17 protein-coding genes are annotated in these 16,445 nt (G+C 72.4%); 6 read left to right on the top strand and 11 right to left on the bottom strand.

The genetic code is table 11. The annotated features are described in order from the left end of the window. Positions 1-25 precede the first annotated feature (25 nt). Together ACTVZO_RS22605 and ACTVZO_RS22600 are read left to right on the top strand one after the other, a co-directional pair. Complete coding sequence (locus tag ACTVZO_RS22605) at positions 26-874, top strand: RNA polymerase sigma factor SigF (RefSeq protein WP_443300132.1); 849 nt, start codon at positions 26-28, stop codon at positions 872-874. Between the two features lie 50 nt (positions 875-924). After that, the gene (locus ACTVZO_RS22600) at positions 925-1,719 is read left to right on the top strand and encodes a hypothetical protein (protein ID WP_443300131.1); all 795 of its coding nucleotides are present in this window, start codon (positions 925-927) and stop codon (positions 1,717-1,719) included. Positions 1,720-1,792: 73 nt separating this feature from the next. Here ACTVZO_RS22600 and ACTVZO_RS22595 read toward each other — a convergent pair whose 3' ends face one another. Next, positions 1,793-2,026, bottom strand: a complete 234-nt coding sequence (locus tag ACTVZO_RS22595; RefSeq protein ID WP_443300130.1) for a hypothetical protein — start codon at positions 2,024-2,026, stop codon at positions 1,793-1,795. A 103-nt stretch (positions 2,027-2,129) separates the two neighbouring features. On the opposite strand from ACTVZO_RS22595, the gene ACTVZO_RS22590 reads away from it, so the two are divergent. Both ACTVZO_RS22590 and ACTVZO_RS22585 read left to right on the top strand, forming a co-directional pair. After that, on the top strand, positions 2,130-2,594 hold the full coding sequence (locus ACTVZO_RS22590; RefSeq protein WP_443303241.1) for a MarR family winged helix-turn-helix transcriptional regulator: 465 nt from the start codon (positions 2,130-2,132) through the stop codon (positions 2,592-2,594). 91 nt (positions 2,595-2,685) lie between these two features. Continuing rightward, positions 2,686-4,257, top strand: a complete 1,572-nt coding sequence (locus ACTVZO_RS22585) for an MDR family MFS transporter (protein ID WP_443303240.1) — start codon at positions 2,686-2,688, stop codon at positions 4,255-4,257. Between the two features lie 17 nt (positions 4,258-4,274). Here the strand turns inward: ACTVZO_RS22585 and ACTVZO_RS22580 are convergent, their stop codons facing one another. From ACTVZO_RS22580 to ACTVZO_RS22540, 9 genes are all read right to left on the bottom strand, one after another. Continuing rightward, positions 4,275-5,003, bottom strand: coding sequence for a TetR/AcrR family transcriptional regulator (locus tag ACTVZO_RS22580; protein ID WP_443300129.1), 729 nt, complete (start codon positions 5,001-5,003; stop codon positions 4,275-4,277). Between the two features lie 89 nt (positions 5,004-5,092). After that, the gene (locus tag ACTVZO_RS22575) at positions 5,093-7,249 is read right to left on the bottom strand and encodes an ArnT family glycosyltransferase (protein WP_443300128.1); all 2,157 of its coding nucleotides are present in this window, start codon (positions 7,247-7,249) and stop codon (positions 5,093-5,095) included. After that, a complete protein-coding gene (locus ACTVZO_RS22570; protein WP_443300127.1) occupies positions 7,246-8,520 on the bottom strand; it encodes a glycosyltransferase in 1,275 nt (424 codons plus the stop codon). Before ACTVZO_RS22570 ends, ACTVZO_RS22575 begins: the two co-directional genes overlap by 4 nt. Positions 8,521-8,545: 25 nt before the next feature. Then, positions 8,546-10,132, bottom strand: a complete 1,587-nt coding sequence (locus ACTVZO_RS22565) for a sensor histidine kinase (protein ID WP_443300126.1) — start codon at positions 10,130-10,132, stop codon at positions 8,546-8,548. Beyond that, positions 10,132-10,899 (bottom strand): response regulator transcription factor, encoded by a 768-nt coding sequence (locus ACTVZO_RS22560; protein WP_443300125.1) that lies wholly within the window; start codon positions 10,897-10,899, stop codon positions 10,132-10,134. The genes ACTVZO_RS22565 and ACTVZO_RS22560 overlap by 1 nt, the downstream gene beginning before the upstream one ends. A 94-nt stretch (positions 10,900-10,993) precedes the next feature. Then, the gene (locus ACTVZO_RS22555) at positions 10,994-11,875 is read right to left on the bottom strand and encodes an amidohydrolase family protein (RefSeq protein WP_443300124.1); all 882 of its coding nucleotides are present in this window, start codon (positions 11,873-11,875) and stop codon (positions 10,994-10,996) included. After that, on the bottom strand, positions 11,859-12,197 hold the full coding sequence (locus ACTVZO_RS22550) for an antibiotic biosynthesis monooxygenase family protein (RefSeq protein WP_443300123.1): 339 nt from the start codon (positions 12,195-12,197) through the stop codon (positions 11,859-11,861). Before ACTVZO_RS22550 ends, ACTVZO_RS22555 begins: the two co-directional genes overlap by 17 nt. A gap of 127 nt (positions 12,198-12,324) precedes the next feature. After that, entirely contained in the window at positions 12,325-13,215 is an 891-nt protein-coding gene (locus ACTVZO_RS22545) for a DUF2797 domain-containing protein (protein ID WP_443300122.1), read from the bottom strand. Further along, positions 13,212-13,646: an Lrp/AsnC family transcriptional regulator gene (locus ACTVZO_RS22540; protein WP_443300121.1), complete on the bottom strand. Its 435-nt coding sequence runs from the start codon at positions 13,644-13,646 to the stop codon at positions 13,212-13,214. Before ACTVZO_RS22540 ends, ACTVZO_RS22545 begins: the two co-directional genes overlap by 4 nt. A 107-nt stretch (positions 13,647-13,753) precedes the next feature. Between ACTVZO_RS22540 and ACTVZO_RS22535 the strand changes: the two genes are divergently transcribed. Continuing rightward, on the top strand, positions 13,754-14,665 hold the full coding sequence (locus ACTVZO_RS22535) for an SMP-30/gluconolactonase/LRE family protein (RefSeq protein ID WP_443300120.1): 912 nt from the start codon (positions 13,754-13,756) through the stop codon (positions 14,663-14,665). Positions 14,666-14,683: 18 nt separating this feature from the next. Here ACTVZO_RS22535 and ACTVZO_RS22530 read toward each other — a convergent pair whose 3' ends face one another. Next, positions 14,684-15,049, bottom strand: a complete 366-nt coding sequence (locus tag ACTVZO_RS22530; protein ID WP_443300119.1) for a PH domain-containing protein — start codon at positions 15,047-15,049, stop codon at positions 14,684-14,686. A gap of 465 nt (positions 15,050-15,514) precedes the next feature. Here ACTVZO_RS22530 and ACTVZO_RS22525 point away from each other — a divergent pair, with 465 nt between their 5' ends. Beyond that, a complete protein-coding gene (locus ACTVZO_RS22525) occupies positions 15,515-16,144 on the top strand; it encodes a hypothetical protein (RefSeq protein ID WP_443300118.1) in 630 nt (209 codons plus the stop codon). Positions 16,145-16,445 lie beyond the last annotated feature (301 nt).

The raw sequence follows: 16,445 nt of genomic DNA, 5'->3' as shown, positions 1-16,445 counted from the left end.
CCGTCCGCGACCTCAAGGGGGTGGCATGTCCGTAGACCAGGGCAGCTCACAGGTGCTCACGCTCGTCAAGAGCGCGACGCCGGCAGCACGGCCAGTGTCTGACCGCTCGGAAGCCATCGACACCCGCACCCTCTCCCGCTCCCTCTTCCAGCGCCTCGCCGCCCTGGACGCGGACAGCCCCGACCGGGCGTACGTACGCGACACCCTGATCGAGCTGAACCTGCCCCTGGTCCGGTACGCCGCCGCGCGCTTCCGCAGCCGCAACGAGCCGATGGAAGACATCGTCCAGGTCGGCACGATCGGTCTGATCAAGGCGATCGACCGGTTCGACTGCGAACGCGGCGTGGAGTTCCCGACGTTCGCGATGCCGACCGTCGTGGGCGAGATCAAACGATTCTTTAGGGACACCTCCTGGTCCGTCCGCGTCCCGCGCCGGCTCCAGGAGCTGCGCCTGGCGCTGACCAAGGCCAGCGACGAGCTCGCCCAGAAGCTGGACCGCTCGCCGACCGTCCCCGAGCTCGCCGCCGTCCTGGGCGTCTCGGAGGAGGACGTCGTCGACGGCCTCGCCGTGGGCAACGCCTACACCGCCTCCTCGCTCGACTCGCCCTCCCCCGAGGACGAGGGCGGCGAGGGCTCGCTCGCGGACCGCCTCGGCTACGAGGACACCGCGCTCGAGGGCGTCGAGTACCGCGAGTCGCTGAAGCCGCTGCTCGCCAAACTCCCGGCGCGCGAACGGCAGATCATCATGCTGCGGTTCTTCGCGAACATGACCCAGTCGCAGATCGGCGAGGAGGTCGGCATCTCCCAGATGCACGTCTCCCGGCTGCTCACCCGCACCCTCGCGCAGCTGCGCGCGGGCCTGATCGGCGAGTGATCCGGGCGTACGGGCTTCCCAATTGACGGAGCGTCAGGAAAACTGGCGCGATGCGAAAGGGATCTCGCGCGGCCGCCCTCCTCGTCCTGTGCTGCACGGCCGCCGCCGGCCTCACCGGCTGCGGCGGCCCGGCGCGGGACGGCTACCTCGCCGTGGGCGCCGCGGCCCCGGGCCCCGAGCGGGGTGCGGGGGAGAACGTGGCGCCGCGGGGCGGGGTGGAGTTCCAGCCGCTCGGCGGCCCGTCGGCGGCGGGCGGCTCCTCCGTGTCGTCGAGTACGTCGGCCAGTGCGCCGGAGTCCCAAGTGCCCGGCGGCTCCGCCCAGGGCGGGACCGCGGCGACCGGACCCGGCGGCTCCGGACGACCCCCGGGCACCGCACCCGGAGCCGGCCCGACCACCCACGCACCCGGCACACCCGGCACCGGCGGCGGCTCCGGCAGCCCCGGGGGCTCCGGAGGCGCGGGAAGTCCCGGCACGCCGAACACGCCGCCGAGCCCGCCCGCCAAGCCCGGCACCGCGCCGCCGGCGCCGCCCGCGACTCCGGCGAAGCTGACGCTGTCCGCACCCCTCAGGGCGGCCGCGGGCGACCGCTGGTGCGAGCGGGTCACCGTCACCTTCACCAACACCGGCACCGCCGCGGCCCGTTCGGGCACGGTCAGCTTCGCGACGCACATCATCGGCGCCCTCGGCATCGACTGGGCCACGATCACCACCACCCAGCCGCTGCCCGCGCCCATCGCGGGCGGAACCGCGAAGACGCAGAGCTACACGGTGTGCGTGGAGGCGTGGCGGGTGCCGCTGGGCATGCACGTGGACACCCGCCAGGTCACGGCCACCTGGAGCTGAGGCCCTGACCGGGGCTTCCGGCCAGGGGCATCCGGCCGCGGCCGGATCCGGTCCGGGGTCCGGGGCCCGCGGCTCAGCCCAGGAAGAGCCAGGCGGCCGCGCCGATCACGACCACCGCCGCGACGGCCAGCCCCAGCCACAGGCCCTTCCTCGGGCCGGCGGCCTGCTGCTGCTCCTCTCGGAGCTGACGGCGGGTGGGCGCCTGCCGGGCCGGTGCGGCCTCCTCGACGAACGCCCGGAACATCTGGGTGCTGCCCGCGGGGTCGTAGTTGCCCTCGGGGCCCTGTGAGTTGTGGTTCGCAGCCATGGAGCAGGACCCTAGCCGGTTTTCCGATTCTTTTACCGCCCCACCCCCCGGATTCGTTTGCCTGTAGCAACCATCCGCTTCTATGGTTGCTTTAAGCAACAAGATGGGGGGCTGTCCGGTGACCACACAGACGGCGGAGACGGCGAAGCCGACGGAGACCACACGGTACGAGGAGCTGGCCCGCCAGCTCACCGGAATCGGTGCGGTCAAACGCGACCTCGCCCGCATCCTGCCCCCGGACTGCCCGCCCGGCGCCGCCGCCGTCCTCACCGTGCTGCACCGGCACGGCGAGATGCGGCTGAGCCGGCTGGCCGAGCTCATGGCCGTCGACATCTCGGTGACCAGCCGGCACGTGACCCACGTCGCCGAGCGCGGCTGGATCGGACGCGAGGCCGACCCGGGGGACGGCCGGTGCCGGATCCTGCGGCTCACCCCGGCCGGCCGGGCGCTCCTCGCCGAGCTCGGCTCCCGCTACACGGCGGCGCTGGAAAGAGCGCTGGCCGCGTGGTCCCCCGAGGACGTCGACACGCTGAACACGCTGCTGGCCCGGCTCCGCTCGAGCTTCTAGACAAAGGAACGACATGGTCCAGTCGGAGACGACGACCGACAACCCGCCCCCGTCCGTGACCACGTCCGCGACGCCGTCCGTGGCCCCGGCCATGACCCACCCGCAGATCATGAAGGCCCTGTCCGGGCTGATGCTCGGCATGTTCGTGGCGATCCTGTCCTCCACGATCGTCTCCAACGCCCTGCCCCAGATCATCAGCGACCTCGGCGGCACGCAGTCCTCGTACACCTGGGTGGTGACGGCCGCCCTGCTGTCGATGACCGCGGCCACCCCCCTGTGGGGCAAGCTGTCCGACCTCTTCAGCAAAAAGCTGCTGGTCCAGATATCCCTCGTGATCTACGTCCTCGGCTCCGTGGTCGCGGGCCTGTCCCAGAACACCGGCACGCTGATCGCCTGCCGCGTGGTCCAGGGCATCGGCGTCGGCGGCCTGTCCGCCCTCGCGCAGATCGTGATGGCCGCGATGATCTCCCCGCGCGAACGCGGCCGGTACAGCGGCTACCTCGGCGCGGTCTTCGCCGTCGCCACCGTCGGCGGGCCGCTGCTGGGCGGTGTCATCACCGACACCGAGTGGCTGGGCTGGCGCTGGTGCTTCTACGTCGGCGTGCCCTTCGCGGTCATCGCGCTGATCGTCCTCCAGAAGACCCTGCGGCTTCCCGTGGTGCGCCGCGAGGTCAAGGTCGACTGGCTGGGCGCCTTCCTGATCAGCGGGGCCGTCTCGGCGCTGCTGATCTGGGTCACGCAGGCCGGCGACGCCTACCCGTGGATCTCGTGGCAGACCTGGGCGATGACGGGCGGCGCGGTCGCGCTCGGCCTGCTCTTCGTCCTCGTCGAGTCCCGGGCGAGCGACCCGATCATCCCGCTGCGGCTGTTCCGCAACAAGACCATCACGCTCGCCTCGGCGGCCTCGCTGTTCGTGGGCATCGCGATGTTCTCGGGCACGGTGTTTTTCAGCCAGTTCTTCCAGCTGGCCCGCAACGAGTCCCCCACGATGTCCGGAGTCCTCACGATTCCGATGATCGGCGGGCTCTTCGTCTCCTCCACCGTTTCCGGTCAGGTGATCACCAAGACCGGTAAGTGGAAGGCCTGGCTCATCGTCGGCGGCATCCTGCTGACCGCCGGCCTGGGGCTCCTGGGCACCCTGCGGTACGACACCCCGTACTGGCACATCGCCGTCTACATGGCGCTGACCGGCCTCGGCCTCGGCATGATGATGCAGAACCTGGTCCTCGCCACCCAGAACCAGGTCGCCCCCGAGGACCTGGGCGCGGCCAGCTCGGTCGTCACCTTCTTCCGCTCGCTCGGCGGCGCCATGGGCGTCTCGGCGCTCGGCGCGCTGATGGCGCACCAGGTCACCGGGTACGTGAAGGACGGCCTGACCGCGCTCGGCCCGAAGGCCGCCGCGTTCGGCCACGGCGGTACGGGCGGCGGAGCCATCCCCGACCTCGACAAGCTGCCGGCCCCGGTCCGCACGGTCATCGAGTCGGCGTACGGGCACGGCGTGGGCGATGTCTTCCTCTACGCGGCGCCCACCGCGCTGCTGGCGCTGCTGCTCTGCCTCTTCATCAAGGAGGTCGCGCTGAAGTCGAAGCCCGAGGCCCACGCCCCGGCGGCCGGCTCCGCCGAGGCGCCCGCGGTCCCGGCGGAGGTGCCGGCCAAGGCCTGAGCACCGCCCGGGAGGGTCTACGCCGTGGCAGTGGCCGTGGCCGCGGCAGTCGTCGCGGCCACGGCCTTGGCTTTGGCCTCGATGCCTGCGATCAGGACGTCGAGCGCGAGGCAGAAGTCGCCCTCGGGCGCCCGCCGGGCCGCGCCCCCGCAGCCGTGCAGGAACTGCGAGACGGCGAGGTGGGCACCGGTCCGGGCGGGGCCGGCGAGGCCCGTGGCGTCCAGCAGCCGCTGGAGGGCGGCGTCGAAGGCCCGGGCGTGCGGGCCGATGTTCGGATAGGCGGCGCTGAGCGGGGCCACCCAGGGGTGGTCCGCCAGCAGCCGCCGGTAGGCCCGGGCCAGCACCCGCAGCCGACCGGACCAGCCTTCGGGGGCGGGCCCGGCGTCCGGTCCCGGTCCCGGACCCGGACCCGGACCGGCGTTCGGACCCGGACCCGGACCCGGTCCCGCCGACGGGGCCAGCTCGCCCAGGGCGCGGTCCAGGGCGAGTTCGAGCAGGTCGTGCTTGGTGTCCACGTACCAGTACAGGGACATCGCGGTGACCCCGAGCCCGCCCGCGAGCCGCCGCATCGAGAACCGGGCCAGCCCCTCGGAGTCGAGCAGCCGCACGGTGGCGGCGGTGATCCGGTCCCGGTCGAGCCCGGAGGGCGCCTCGCTGCGGCGTCTGGCGGGCGCGGCCGGCCTGGCGGTCAGCCACACACTGGACTCGACCGGGAGCGGATCACCGGAATCGGCCGCGGTCACCATGGAGGCACCCTCCTCACGCCAGGTGGATCAGCCCGGAATGCCCGGTCCGTCCTCTTGATGCTAGGGGGTGTGCCACGGCCGGGGCTGGATCAGGACGTGGAAGCCGTCAGGTCGTAGAAGGTGGCTCCGCCGACCGTGGTCGCCTCGAAGGTGGCCTTGACCCAGGTCTCGATGGCGGTGCCGGTGGCCCCGCCCGGTCCGCCGCCGCCCTGGCGCATCCCGCCGGCGGCACCGGCCTCGGTTCCGGCTCCGTCCCCGGTCCCGTCCCCGGTCCCGGTCCCGTCCCCGGTGCCTCCCTGCCCGATGAACCAGTGGATCTTCCCGTCCCGTACGTACTGCTTGAACTGCTCCAGGGTGGGCGACGGGTCGCTGCCGTTGAAGCCGCCGATCGGCATCACCGGCGCGCCACTGGCCAGCTGGTAACTCGCTGCGTTCTGCGAGCCGATGGCGGCCGCCGCCCAGGTGTACCGGTCGGCGCCGGCGCTCAGGGCCGCCTTGGCCTCGGCGTCGACCCGGGTGCCGCCCAGCAGGCCGCCCGGCCCGCCCTGGCCCCCGCCGCCCACGCGCTCGAGGCCGCGCCCGCCCTGGCCGCGCCCGCCTCCGCCGCCGTCCTGCGGCACCTGGCCCGCCCGCCCCCCCGGCATGCCGCCCTGCGGCCCGCCGCCCTGGCCCGCGCCACCGGGACCGCCCGGGGGCAGCTCGCCCGCGCCGCCCCGCATCATGCCGCCGGGCCCGCCCCGGCCGCCCGCGACCGCGGGCCCGGCGGTCACGATGGATCCGGTGTGCCCGGTGCTCACGGTGGTCAGGCAGTACGCGAGGGGTCCCGCGAGTGCCGCGCCCAGCGCCAGCGCGGCGGTGGCCAGGAGCACCCGGCGCCCCGCCCGCGCGGCGAACGGCAGCGCCGCCGCGGCGAGCAGTCCGCCGACCAGCACCGCCCAGCGCAGCCACGGCAGATAGCCGGTGGCGCGGCCGAGCAGCACGTACGACCAGACGGCGCTCAGCGCGAGCGTGCCGGACAGAGTGAGGAGCGCGGCCCTGGTGCCCCGCTCCTCCCACAGGACTGCGGCTCCCATCCCGGTCAGCGCGGCCACGAAGGGCGCCAGCGCGACGGTGTAGTACTCGTGGAAGATGCCCTGCATGTAACTGAAGACGAGTGCGGTGATCAGCAGCGAGCCGCCCCAGGCCAGGAACGCCGCCCGGGCCATGCCCTCCAGCGAGTCGGTGGCCCGCCGGGCCCGCCAGGTGATCACCAGTCCGGCCACGAGCAGCACCAGCGCCGCGGGCAGCAGCCAGGAGATCTGGCCGCCGATATTGGCCGAGAAGAGCCGGTCGATGCCCGTCTCACCCCAGCCGCCGCCTCCACCGCCGGCTCCGCCGCCGGCGCGTCCGCCCCCGCCGACGCTGCCCGTCTCGTTGCCGTTGATCCGGCCCAGCCCGTTGTAGCCGAGGGTCAGTTCCAGGAAGGAGTTGTTCTGCGAGCCGCCGATGTACGGACGGGAGGAGGCGGGCCACAGCTCCACGACGGCCACCCACCAGCCGCCGGCCACCACCATCGCCAGCCCCGCCGCCAGCAGCTGGCCCAGGCGCCTGCGCAGCGCGGTGGGTGCGCAGACGGCGTACAGCACGGTGAGCGGCGGCAGGATGACGAAGGCCTGCAGGGTCTTGGTGAGGAAGGCGAAGCCGACCGCGACCCCGGCCCAGACCAGCCACTTCGTGTGCGCACCGTCGAGCGCGCGCAGGACGCAGTACACGGTGACCGTGAGCAGCAGGGTCAGCAGCGCGTCGGGGTTGTTGAAGCGGAACATGAGCGCGGCGACGGGCGTGAGGGCGAACACGGCGCCGCTGAGCAGCGCGGCCGCGGGCCCGAACTGGCGCCGTACGGCCGCGTACAGCACCGCGGTCGTCGCGACGCCCATCAGCGCCTGCGGGACGAGGATCTGCCAGGAGCCGAGCCCGAACATCCGGACCGACAGCATCATCGGCCACAGCGCGGCCGGGGGCTTGTCGACGGTGATGGAGTTCCCGGCGTCCGAGGAGCCGAAGAAGAAGGCCTTCCAGCTCTCGCTGCCCGCCTGCACGGCCGCGGAGTAGAAGGAGTTGGCGTACCCGGAGGAGCCCAGGTCCCACAGCAGCAGGAGGGCCGTGCAGATCAGGAGCCCGGCGAACGCGGGCCGCTCCCAGCGGGGCCGGCCGGTACGGGCCCGGGCCTCGGCGGCCGGGAAGAGCGGAAGTGCTGCCGTGGTCATCGACTGTCCTTGGGCGTAGGGAACTCGAGGCCGCGCCGGTCGGGGAAGACCCAGGCGCGGAAGAGCAGGAACCGCAGCACGGTGGCGGCGAGGTTGGCGGTGATCAGCACGGCCAGTTCCGTGCTGTGCGCGGGATCGGCCGCGGCCGCGCCGAGCGCGGCGAGGGAGCCGCTGGTCAGGGCGAGTCCGATGGCGAACACCACCAGCCCCTGGGCCTGGTGGCGTACGGCCCGCTCCCGGCCGCGCACGCCGAAGGTGAGCCGGCGGTTGGCGGCGGTGTTGGCGACGGCCGAGAGCAGCAGGGCGGCGCCGTTGGCGAGCTGCGGGCCGGCTGCGGTGCGGAAGGCGGAGTACAGCACGAGGTAGAGCAGGGTGGACAGGGCTCCGACGGCGCAGAAGCCGAGGAGCTGGCGGGCCAGCCCGCCGTCCACCCCCGGCAGGGCGGAGCGGTCGCGCGGATCGTCGCCGAAGGGGCGGGCGAGCCGGTCGAGCGGGAGCGCGCCGACGGCCAGGGCCCTGCCCACGCGCCAGACGCCCTTGAGGTCCTCGGTCGCGGTCCGGACGATGTGGACCGTGGAATCGGGGTCGTCGACCCAGTCCACCGGCACCTCGTGGATCCGCAGCCCGGCCCGCTCCGCGAGGACGAGCAGCTCGGTGTCGAAGAACCAGCCGGAGTCCTCCACCAGCGGCAGCAGCCGTTCGGCGACCTCACGCCGGATGGCCTTGAACCCGCACTGGGCATCGCTGAAGCGGGCGGCGAGGGAGGAGCGCAGGAGGAGGTTGTAGGCGCGGGAGACGAACTCCCGCTTCGCTCCGCGCACCACCCGGGAGGAGCGCGCGAGGCGGGTGCCGATGGCGAGGTCGGAGTGGCCGGAGATCAGCGGGGCGACCAGCGGCAGCAGGGCGTTCAGGTCGGTGGAGAGGTCCACGTCCATGTACGCGAGGACCGGCGCGTCGGAACCGGACCAGACGGTGCGCAGGGCCCTGCCCCGGCCCTTCTCCTCCAGCCGGGTGCTGCGTACGCCGGCCAGCGCCCCGGCGAGCGCGCCCGCGACCTCGGGGGTGCGGTCGGTGCTCGCGTTGTCGGCGACGGTGATCCGGAACGGGTAGGGGAACGTACGGGTGAGGTGATCGTGCAGCCTGCGCACGCACGGTCCGAGGTCTTTCTCCTCGTTGAAGACCGGAATCACCACGTCGAGGACGGGCTCCCCGGGCACGGGTGCGAGGGGTGCCCGGGCCGGAAGGGCCCCGGGAGAGGCGTCGGTTGACATGCTCCGACCCTCGTGGAGCGGGCTGTCACCGCTGTGTGGTGAGCCTGTGCCCCGTCTGTGAGTCCTTCTGCGGGTCCATCTCCGGGTGCGCTAGCGGCTGCGCTTGCGGGTGCGGGCGGGCTCCGGCATCGGCGAGCGGCAGCAGCACTTCGAAGCAGGTCCGCCCGGGCTCGCTCCGTACGCCGACCCGGCCGCCGTGCGCGGTGACGACGGCCTGGACGATGGCGAGCCCGAGGCCGGTGGAGCCCGCGGCACGGGAGCGGGAGGCGTCGCCGCGGGCGAAGCGCTCGAAGACATGGGGAAGCAGGGCGGGCGGGATGCCCGGGCCGTCGTCCTCGATCCGCAGCCGGACGGCCGTCGTCCCGCAGGACACAGCGGCGGTGACGGTGGTGCCGGGCGGAGTGTGCGTACGGGCATTGGCCAGCAGGTTGACCAGGACCTGCTGGATGCGGGCCGGGTCGCCGCGGACCGGCGCGGGCTCGTCGGGCAGGCGCAGCCGCCAGTGGTGCCCGGGCCCGGCGGCCCGGGCATCGCTGACGGCGTCGACGACGAGGGGGGCCAGGTCGGTGTCGGTGTCACCGGCGGCGAGCGGACGGCCGGCGTCGAGCCGGGCCAGCAGCAGGAGGTCCTCGACCAGGCCGGTCATCCGGGTGGCCTCGGACTCGATCCGGCCCAGCGCGTGCCGGGTGTCGGGGCCCGGCTCCTCCCGTCCCCGGCGGGTCAGTTCCGCGTAGCCCCGGATGGAGGCGAGCGGGGTGCGCAGTTCGTGGCTGGCGTCGGCGACGAACTGCCGGACCCGCGTCTCGCTCTCCTGGCGGGCCGTGAGGGCGGCGGAGACATGGCCCAGCATCCGGTTGAGCGCGGCGCCGACCTGGCCCACTTCGGTACGGGGGTCGGCCTCGGTGTCCGGAACCCGTTCGTGGAGGGCGGGTTCGCCCTTGTGCAGGGGGAGTTCGGAGACGCGGGTGGCGGTGGCGGCGACCCGGCGCAGCGGGCGCAGGGCCACCCCGACCAGGGCCTGCCCGGCGAGGGAGGCCGCGATCAGCCCGGCGAGGGTGACGCAGACCTCCACCGCGATCAGGGTGTTCACGGTGGAGTCGACCTCGCGCAGCGGGAAGCCGAGGACGACGCTGCCGTCGGGCGCGGACAGCACCCGGTACTCCCCGAGCCCCGGAAGGCTCAGGTTCACCGCCTCGGCCCTGCCCGACGCGTTCGGGCGGGCGGTCTTGGCGAGGACGGCGATCTGGGCCTCGGTGAGCGGGTTGGGCTCGCCGCGCTCGGGGTCCTCGAGCCGCATGCTGCGGTCGGCGCCGAAGACCTTGCCGTCGGAATCGACCCGGAAGCCGACGGCTCCGAGCGGCGTACCCGGGCCGAGCACCGACTTCCCCTCCCTGACCACCCTGCCCGAGCCGGGGGGCGGGGAGGCCATGGAGACGGAGGTGCGCAGCTGCTCGTCGAGCTTGTCGACCAGGTAGGAGCGCAGGGCGAGGGTGGTGACCGTCCCGATGGCCGCGCCCACGACCGCGATCAGGGCGACCGCCGAGACGACGAGCCGGGTCCGCAGCGACCAGGGCCGGCGGGCCCGCGGCCACCGCTTGCCGCGCAGGACCACTATTCGGCCGGCTTGATCAGGTAGCCGGCGCCGCGCCGGGTGTGGATCAGCGGCGCCATGCCCGGCCCGCTCTCCAGCTTGCGCCGCAGGTAGGAGATGTACAGCTCGACCACATTGGCCTGGCCGCCGAAGTCGTAGGACCACACCCGGTCCAGGATCTGCGCCTTGCTGAGCACGCGGCGCGGATTGCGCATCAGGTAGCGCAGCAGCTCGAACTCGGTGGCGGTCAGGTGGATCTCCCGGCCGGCCCGGACCACCTCGTGGCTGTCCTCGTCGAGCCGCAGGTCGCCGACGACGAGCACCGAACCGCCGCGCGCGGCCTGCGCCGCGCCCGAACGCCTGACCAGACCGCGCAGCCGCGCCACGACCTCCTCCAGGCTGAACGGCTTGGTGACGTAGTCGTCGCCGCCCGCCGTCAGGCCCGCGATGCGGTCCTCCACGGAGTCCTTGGCGGTCAGGAAGAGCACCGGGACGTGGGGCAGCTCGCGGCGCAGCCGTCCCAGGACGGCGAGCCCGTCCATGTCGGGGAGCATGATGTCGAGGACCACGACGTCGGGGCGGAACGCGCGCGCCGCCCGGACCGCACCGGCCCCGTCACCGGCACTGCGGACCTCGCAGCCCTCGTAGCGCAGGGCCATGGACAGCAGCTCGGAGAGCGAGGCCTCGTCGTCGACGACGAGGACCCGGCAGGGCCCGCCGTCGGGCCGCACCAGGGCCGAGAGGGTGCTGGTGGACGTGGACGCGTGTGAGGTGGTCGTCGCAGTCATGCATCCACGCTGTCCGGTGCCTCTGAGAGCGTTCTTGTCCCTCTCTGTGAATTTCCTGAGAAACGGACATCGCGGCAGCGGCAGCGGCAGCGGCTCAGCCGTCGAGCCGGAACAGCCGGGCGCCGTTGTCGTGGCAGACGGCCCGCAGCCAGTCGTCGCCCAGGCCGAGCCGCTCGAGGGCGTCGAGCTGGTGCTCGTAGGGGTAGGGGATGTTCGGGAAGTCGGTGCCGAGCAGGATCCGGTCGCCCAGGCCGGCGAGCCGCCCCCGGTCCCCGGGCGGGAAGCCGCTGATCCGTTCGGAGAAGTCGGTGAAGGCCATGGTGGTGTCGAGGCGCACCTCGGAGTACCGGTCGGCGAGGTCCAGGAAGTCGCTGTACTCGGGCATGCCCATGTGGGCGACGATCAGCGGCAGCCGCGGGTGCCGGGCCAGCAGCCGGGCGATCGGCTCGGGTCCGGTGTACTTGGCCGGGGCGGGCCCGGAACCGCAGTGGATCACGGTCGGCACCCCGGCCTCGGCGAGCAGCCCCCAGACGGGGTCGAGCCGGTCGTCGTTCGGGTCGTACGCCCCGACCTGGAGGTGGGCCTTGAAGACCCGGGCCCCGGCGTCGAGGGCCTGGCGGACGTACGCGCCCGCACCCTCCTCCGGGAAGAAGGTCGCCGTGTGCAGGCAGTCGGGGGTCCGGGCGGCGAAAGCGGCGGACCAGGCGTTCAGCCACGCCGCCATCGCCGGCTTGTGCGGGTAGAGCATGGCGGTGAAGGCCCGGACGCCGAACTCCCGCAGGAGCGCCACCCGCTGCTCCTCCTCGTGCCGGTAGGTGATCGGCCACTCGACTCCGGTCAGCGGACCGACCGCGTCGAAGTAGTCCCACACCTTGTCCAGGACCCGCTCGGGCATGAAGTGCGTGTGTACGTCGACCAGTCCGGGCAGCCCAAGCCGCTCCCGGAAGGCGCGGACCGCTTCAGCCGTTGCGGACAAAGCCCCGGCTCCGTTCGACGGTCGCGACGTGCAGGGTGTAGCTCTCGTACCATTCCGCGCGGCCCTGCTTCATGGCCGCCCGGTGCTCCAGGTCCTCCCGCCACACGCGCAGCGACTCGTGGTCGCGGAAGTAGGCCACGGTGATCCCGAGTCCGCCCGGGTTCCGCGCGGACTCGTAGCCGAGGAAGCCCGGGTTCTGCTCGACGATCTCGTTCATCCGGGCGAGGACCTGCGGGTAGCCGCTGTCGTCATCGGTGCGGACATTGCTGAAAACGGCCATCACATAGGGCGGTTCGAAGGCCGGTACCGGCTGGATGCTCATGCCCACCACCCTGTGCGGCGGGCCCTGGCATGTCCACCGGAATCGGCCCCGCCAGGCGAAAGGGATCCAAGTCTTGACCATGAAGCCCGGGAGGAACCCCGGCCGAACCGCTCGGCGACGGCCCGCCTCAGAACAGCCCGTCCTGCTCGACCGGCGGGTGCTCCGCGACCGACGGGATCTCCGCCACCGGCACCGAGCTCCCCACGGCCCCGTCCGCCGGAGCGGCGAGCTCCCACCCGGCCAGCAGGCGGGTGTCCGCCACCAGCCCGTCCGCGAAGTGCAGATCGGGCCCGGCCGCACCCACCAGCTGCCCCACGACCGCCGCGTCCGGGACCATCTCGGTGATCACCCGGGCGGGATCGGGCAGCCCCTCCAGCCCGAACACGCCGGCATGGTCCACGACTTCACACCCCACCCGCTCCAGCGAGTCCGGCCAGCCGGGCAGCGCGGCGGCCCGCGCGTGCAGCTCGGCGACCTCCCGGGCCCGCTCCGGCGCGGCCGGCAGGTGCGCCCGTACGGCCCTCTTGCGGGCGTACGGGATCCGGTCCGGCACCCCCAGCGCCGCCCGCAGCAGCTCCTCGGTGCGCCGGGTGGCCATCAGCGGCCCTCGCCCCAGCCAGGCCCAGGCCACGGCGCCCTGCTCCAGCAGCCGGGCCCGCCCCCGTTCCTCGGCGGTGATCCCGACCTTGACCATCCCGGGCCCGAACCACGCCAGGTAGACGCGGTAGGTACGCGGATCGGCGGCATGGGTGTCGGCGGCCACCGAGAACGACCGGTCGAGCCGCGCGCATTCGGGACACTGCGCGCTCCCGGCCCGCCCGGGCACGGCGGCCCCGGTGGGGCAGGGCGTCCGTTTCCCGGCCCGCCACACCCCGAGGCAGCGCCGCTCCCCCCGGGCCACGAAGGCCAGCCGCTGCCCGTAGGTGAGCGGGCTCACCCGCTCCCCGCGCCCTTGCCCGTACCAGCCGATGGCCGGCTGCCCGCCCTTCCACCGGATTCCGGTGCACCGCCAGCTCACAGCGGGAGCGGCCGCTCGAAGAAGGTCTCCAGGACGACGGTCGCGTGCGTACCGCTCACCCCGTCGATCGCGTAGAGGCGCCGCAGGACGTCCTGCAACTCCCCGGTCGAGGCCGTGCGCACCTTGACCAGCGCCGACGCGCTGCCCGCGATGATGTGCGCCTCCTGGATCTCGGGGATCGCCTCGAACGCGGCGGCGGACTCTCCCATCCAGGCGTTGGAGTCGACCATCACGTAGGCGAGCACCCCGCTGCCGACGGCCACCGGGTCCACCTCGACGGTGGTCCGCCGGATCACCCCGCGCTCGCGCAGTTTGCGGACCCGCTCGTGGGTCGCCCCCGCCGAGAGCCCCACGGCCGCGCCCAGCGCGGCGTACGACTGGCCGGCGTCCTCCTGCAGGCGCAGGACGAGCGCCCGGTCGATCTCGTCCACGCGATCTTCCTCTCATGGGCCCGTCGGCCCTTGCGAAGACGGTACCTGATCCTGCAATCTCACCATCAAACCGAACATAATTCGGAACTTGGTCACCTGGGGGAATCATGTCTGGCATTGCCGACCTCACCTTGTACGAAATCCTGGACGAGCGTTTCAAGACCGGCCGCTGTGCCAACGGCGACGCGCGCCTGGACCGGCTCTACGACGACTGCCGCTGGGCGGAGGGCCCGCTGTACCTGCCCGCCTGGCGACAGCTGGTGTGGAGCGACATCCCCAACGACCGCATGCTCCGCTGGGACGAGGCGACCGGCGCGGTGTCCGTCTTCCGCTCCCCGGCCGGCCACTCCAACGGCAACACCCTGGACCGCGAAGGCCGCCTGATCACCTGCGAGCAGGGCAACCGGCGCGTCACCCGCACCGAGCCCGATGGCCGCCTCACCGTCATCGCCGACCACTTCGACGGCAAGCGGCTCAACAGCCCGAACGACGCGGTGGTCCGCTCGGACGGCTCGGTCTGGTTCTCCGACCCGGACTTCGGCATCACCAGCGACTACGAGGGCCGGCGCGCACCCAGCGAGATCGGCGCCTGCAACCTCTACCGCGCCGACCCCGCGACCGGCGAGGTCCGCATGGTCGCCGACGGCTTCCTCGGCCCCAACGGGCTGGTCTTCTCCCCCGATGAGAGCGAGCTGTACGCCGCCGACACCCGCGCCGGCCACATCCGCGCCTTCAGGGTCACCGACGAAGGCACGCTCACCGCCGACCGGGTCTTCACCACCTGCCCGTCCATCGACAACATCCGCTTCGACGACGAGGGCCGCCTGTGGGCCGCGGCGATGCAGTCCGGCGTCCACTGCTACGCCGCGGACGGCACCCTGATCGGCCGCATCCGCGTCCCCGAACCCGTCTCGAACATCGCTTTCGGCGGCCCCGGGAACAACCGCCTCTTCATCACCGCCACCACCTCCCTGTACTCCCTGGTGATGTCCGTGACCGGCCTGCCCCGAGTCCTCTGAGAGCGGCGCCGCGCCCGGCTACCGGGCGACGAACTGCGTCAGGATCGCCTGCACCTCGTAGATGTCGACACCCTTGGTGAAGGTCTTCTCGATCGGCGCCGAGGTCCCGGATATCCAGATCTTGAGCTCGGCGTCGAGATCGAAGTGGCCGGCGGTCTCCACGGAGAAGTGCGTGATGCTCCGGTAGGGCACGGAGTGGTACTCGACCTTCTTCCCCGTGAGCCCCTGCTTGTCGATGAGCACCAGCCGCCGGTCGGTGAACAGGATCGTGTCCCGGATCAGCAGATAGGCGGCATGCACCTGCTCGCCCTGCCCCAGCAGCCGCGCGTAGTCCCGCTGCGCCGACGCCGAGTCGATGCTGTGCGCGTTTCCGAACAGTCCCATGAGAGCCCCCGCGTTCCGGTTTCCGCTTCGAAGAATCTTCAAGAACCGTACGCAAACCGCCCCGTAACCCGCGTCCCCCCACAGAGCCATCTCACCCCTGACCACCCACGGGGTACCCCCTCCCCACAAAGGAGGAGACCTGCCCCCGCCCGCCTCCACTCCGGCTCCGCCAGGGCATGCGACAGAGGCCCTCAGGATTTCTCCTGAGGGCCTCTGCCTCACTGTGCACTCGGCAGGATTCGAACCTGCAACCTTCTGATCCGTAGCTCTAGCCAGACCGGTCAGCGACGGCCATACCGGCCGCTACGAGGCCCGGAAGGGACGCTACCGGACAGGGGTGGTTGCCGTGGTTGCGGTAGGCGACAGCTGTACGCCGACAGACCCTCACCCCGCCGCTCCGGGGCCGCCTTGGCGTTCTGCTGCTGACGCCTCTAGTTCAGGAATCCCGTCTGCCCCAACGAGTTCTTGGACATCATGGTCGCCATGGAAGCCTCTCAAGTTGTCCAAGCTCTCACGGCAGGCATCGGAGTTGCTGGAACCCTGGCGGCAGCGCTACTCACCCAGGCGTTCAATCGACGCACCGAACGGGACAGACACAAACGCGAGGATCAGGCGCGTTGGCTTGCGGACAGACAGCGGGTAGGCGCGAAGTTCTTGGCAGGAGCCCTGTCCATGGAGCGGGAACTCTGGTCAACGTGCGCTCAGCTGGACCGGGAAATGCGGAGCGAGCGCTTGCCTGGGCATACATCCATCCTGTTGACGCCCGACGACGGCATACCAGGAGTCCTCGATGCGACGACGAGAGCAATCGTGGTCGAGACCATCGAGGAAGGGTTCGAGCGGCTCAACGAGCTTGAAGAGCTAGTTGCAGAGCTGACGCTGATTGGCTCACCCGAGGAAGCGGCGACAGCGGGGGAACTACTTGAGCGCCTCGGGGACTGTATTGGGCACCTGGAGGTCTTCGCGCCATTCGATGATGCTGCGGATGCCGTTGAGCGATGTCGCAGCGCGCGCGACGCCTTCTCGATTGAAGCTCGTCGCAGTTTGCAAGGTGACGAGTCATTTTTGCCGCCTGACAGGCGGCCGCGTGCCTGACACCGGGTGCAGCCCCCTTGACCAGCCGACCCACTCCAGCACCCACCCCAACTCCCATCCCGTCTGCCGTCGGCCCACACGCATGTGGAGCGGACGCGGTGCCGGGCGTCCAGGTGGAGCGCCCTACTGGACGTACGACCTGGACGCCCGGTGCCGTGTCTGCTCGGCTTGTCCTGGGCCGATGGCAGATGGGACGGGAGTTCCCCCGCCTCAACCCCCCACGGGCCGGCACCCGCCAATGGCGCCCCCGCCATCCCGGAGCCGGAGGCCCCCGCCGGATGCATGTCGGTGAGTGATGGCG

Origin of the sequence: Streptomyces sp. IBSNAI002, assembly GCF_052244475.1 — a bacterium.
Taxonomy (GTDB): domain Bacteria; phylum Actinomycetota; class Actinomycetes; order Streptomycetales; family Streptomycetaceae; genus Streptomyces.
Note: the sequence above shows the minus strand (reverse complement) of the source record. Positions and strands in the feature narration are given on the sequence as shown.

Coding starts and splice junctions, on each gene's coding strand:
- ACTVZO_RS22550 (WP_443300123.1), bottom strand. CDS start 12,197: ATGAGCATCCAGCCGGTACCGGCCTTCGAACCGCCCTATGTGATGGCC.
- ACTVZO_RS22530 (WP_443300119.1), bottom strand. CDS start 15,049: ATGGGACTGTTCGGAAACGCGCACAGCATCGACTCGGCGTCGGCGCAG.
- ACTVZO_RS22535 (WP_443300120.1), top strand. CDS start 13,754: ATGTCTGGCATTGCCGACCTCACCTTGTACGAAATCCTGGACGAGCGT.
- ACTVZO_RS22585 (WP_443303240.1), top strand. CDS start 2,686: ATGACCCACCCGCAGATCATGAAGGCCCTGTCCGGGCTGATGCTCGGC.
- ACTVZO_RS22590 (WP_443303241.1), top strand. CDS start 2,130: ATGGGGGGCTGTCCGGTGACCACACAGACGGCGGAGACGGCGAAGCCG.
- ACTVZO_RS22600 (WP_443300131.1), top strand. CDS start 925: ATGCGAAAGGGATCTCGCGCGGCCGCCCTCCTCGTCCTGTGCTGCACG.
- ACTVZO_RS22595 (WP_443300130.1), bottom strand. CDS start 2,026: ATGGCTGCGAACCACAACTCACAGGGCCCCGAGGGCAACTACGACCCC.
- ACTVZO_RS22575 (WP_443300128.1), bottom strand. CDS start 7,249: ATGACCACGGCAGCACTTCCGCTCTTCCCGGCCGCCGAGGCCCGGGCC.
- ACTVZO_RS22570 (WP_443300127.1), bottom strand. CDS start 8,520: ATGTCAACCGACGCCTCTCCCGGGGCCCTTCCGGCCCGGGCACCCCTC.
- ACTVZO_RS22605 (WP_443300132.1), top strand. CDS start 26: ATGTCCGTAGACCAGGGCAGCTCACAGGTGCTCACGCTCGTCAAGAGC.
- ACTVZO_RS22560 (WP_443300125.1), bottom strand. CDS start 10,899: ATGACTGCGACGACCACCTCACACGCGTCCACGTCCACCAGCACCCTC.
- ACTVZO_RS22580 (WP_443300129.1), bottom strand. CDS start 5,003: ATGGTGACCGCGGCCGATTCCGGTGATCCGCTCCCGGTCGAGTCCAGT.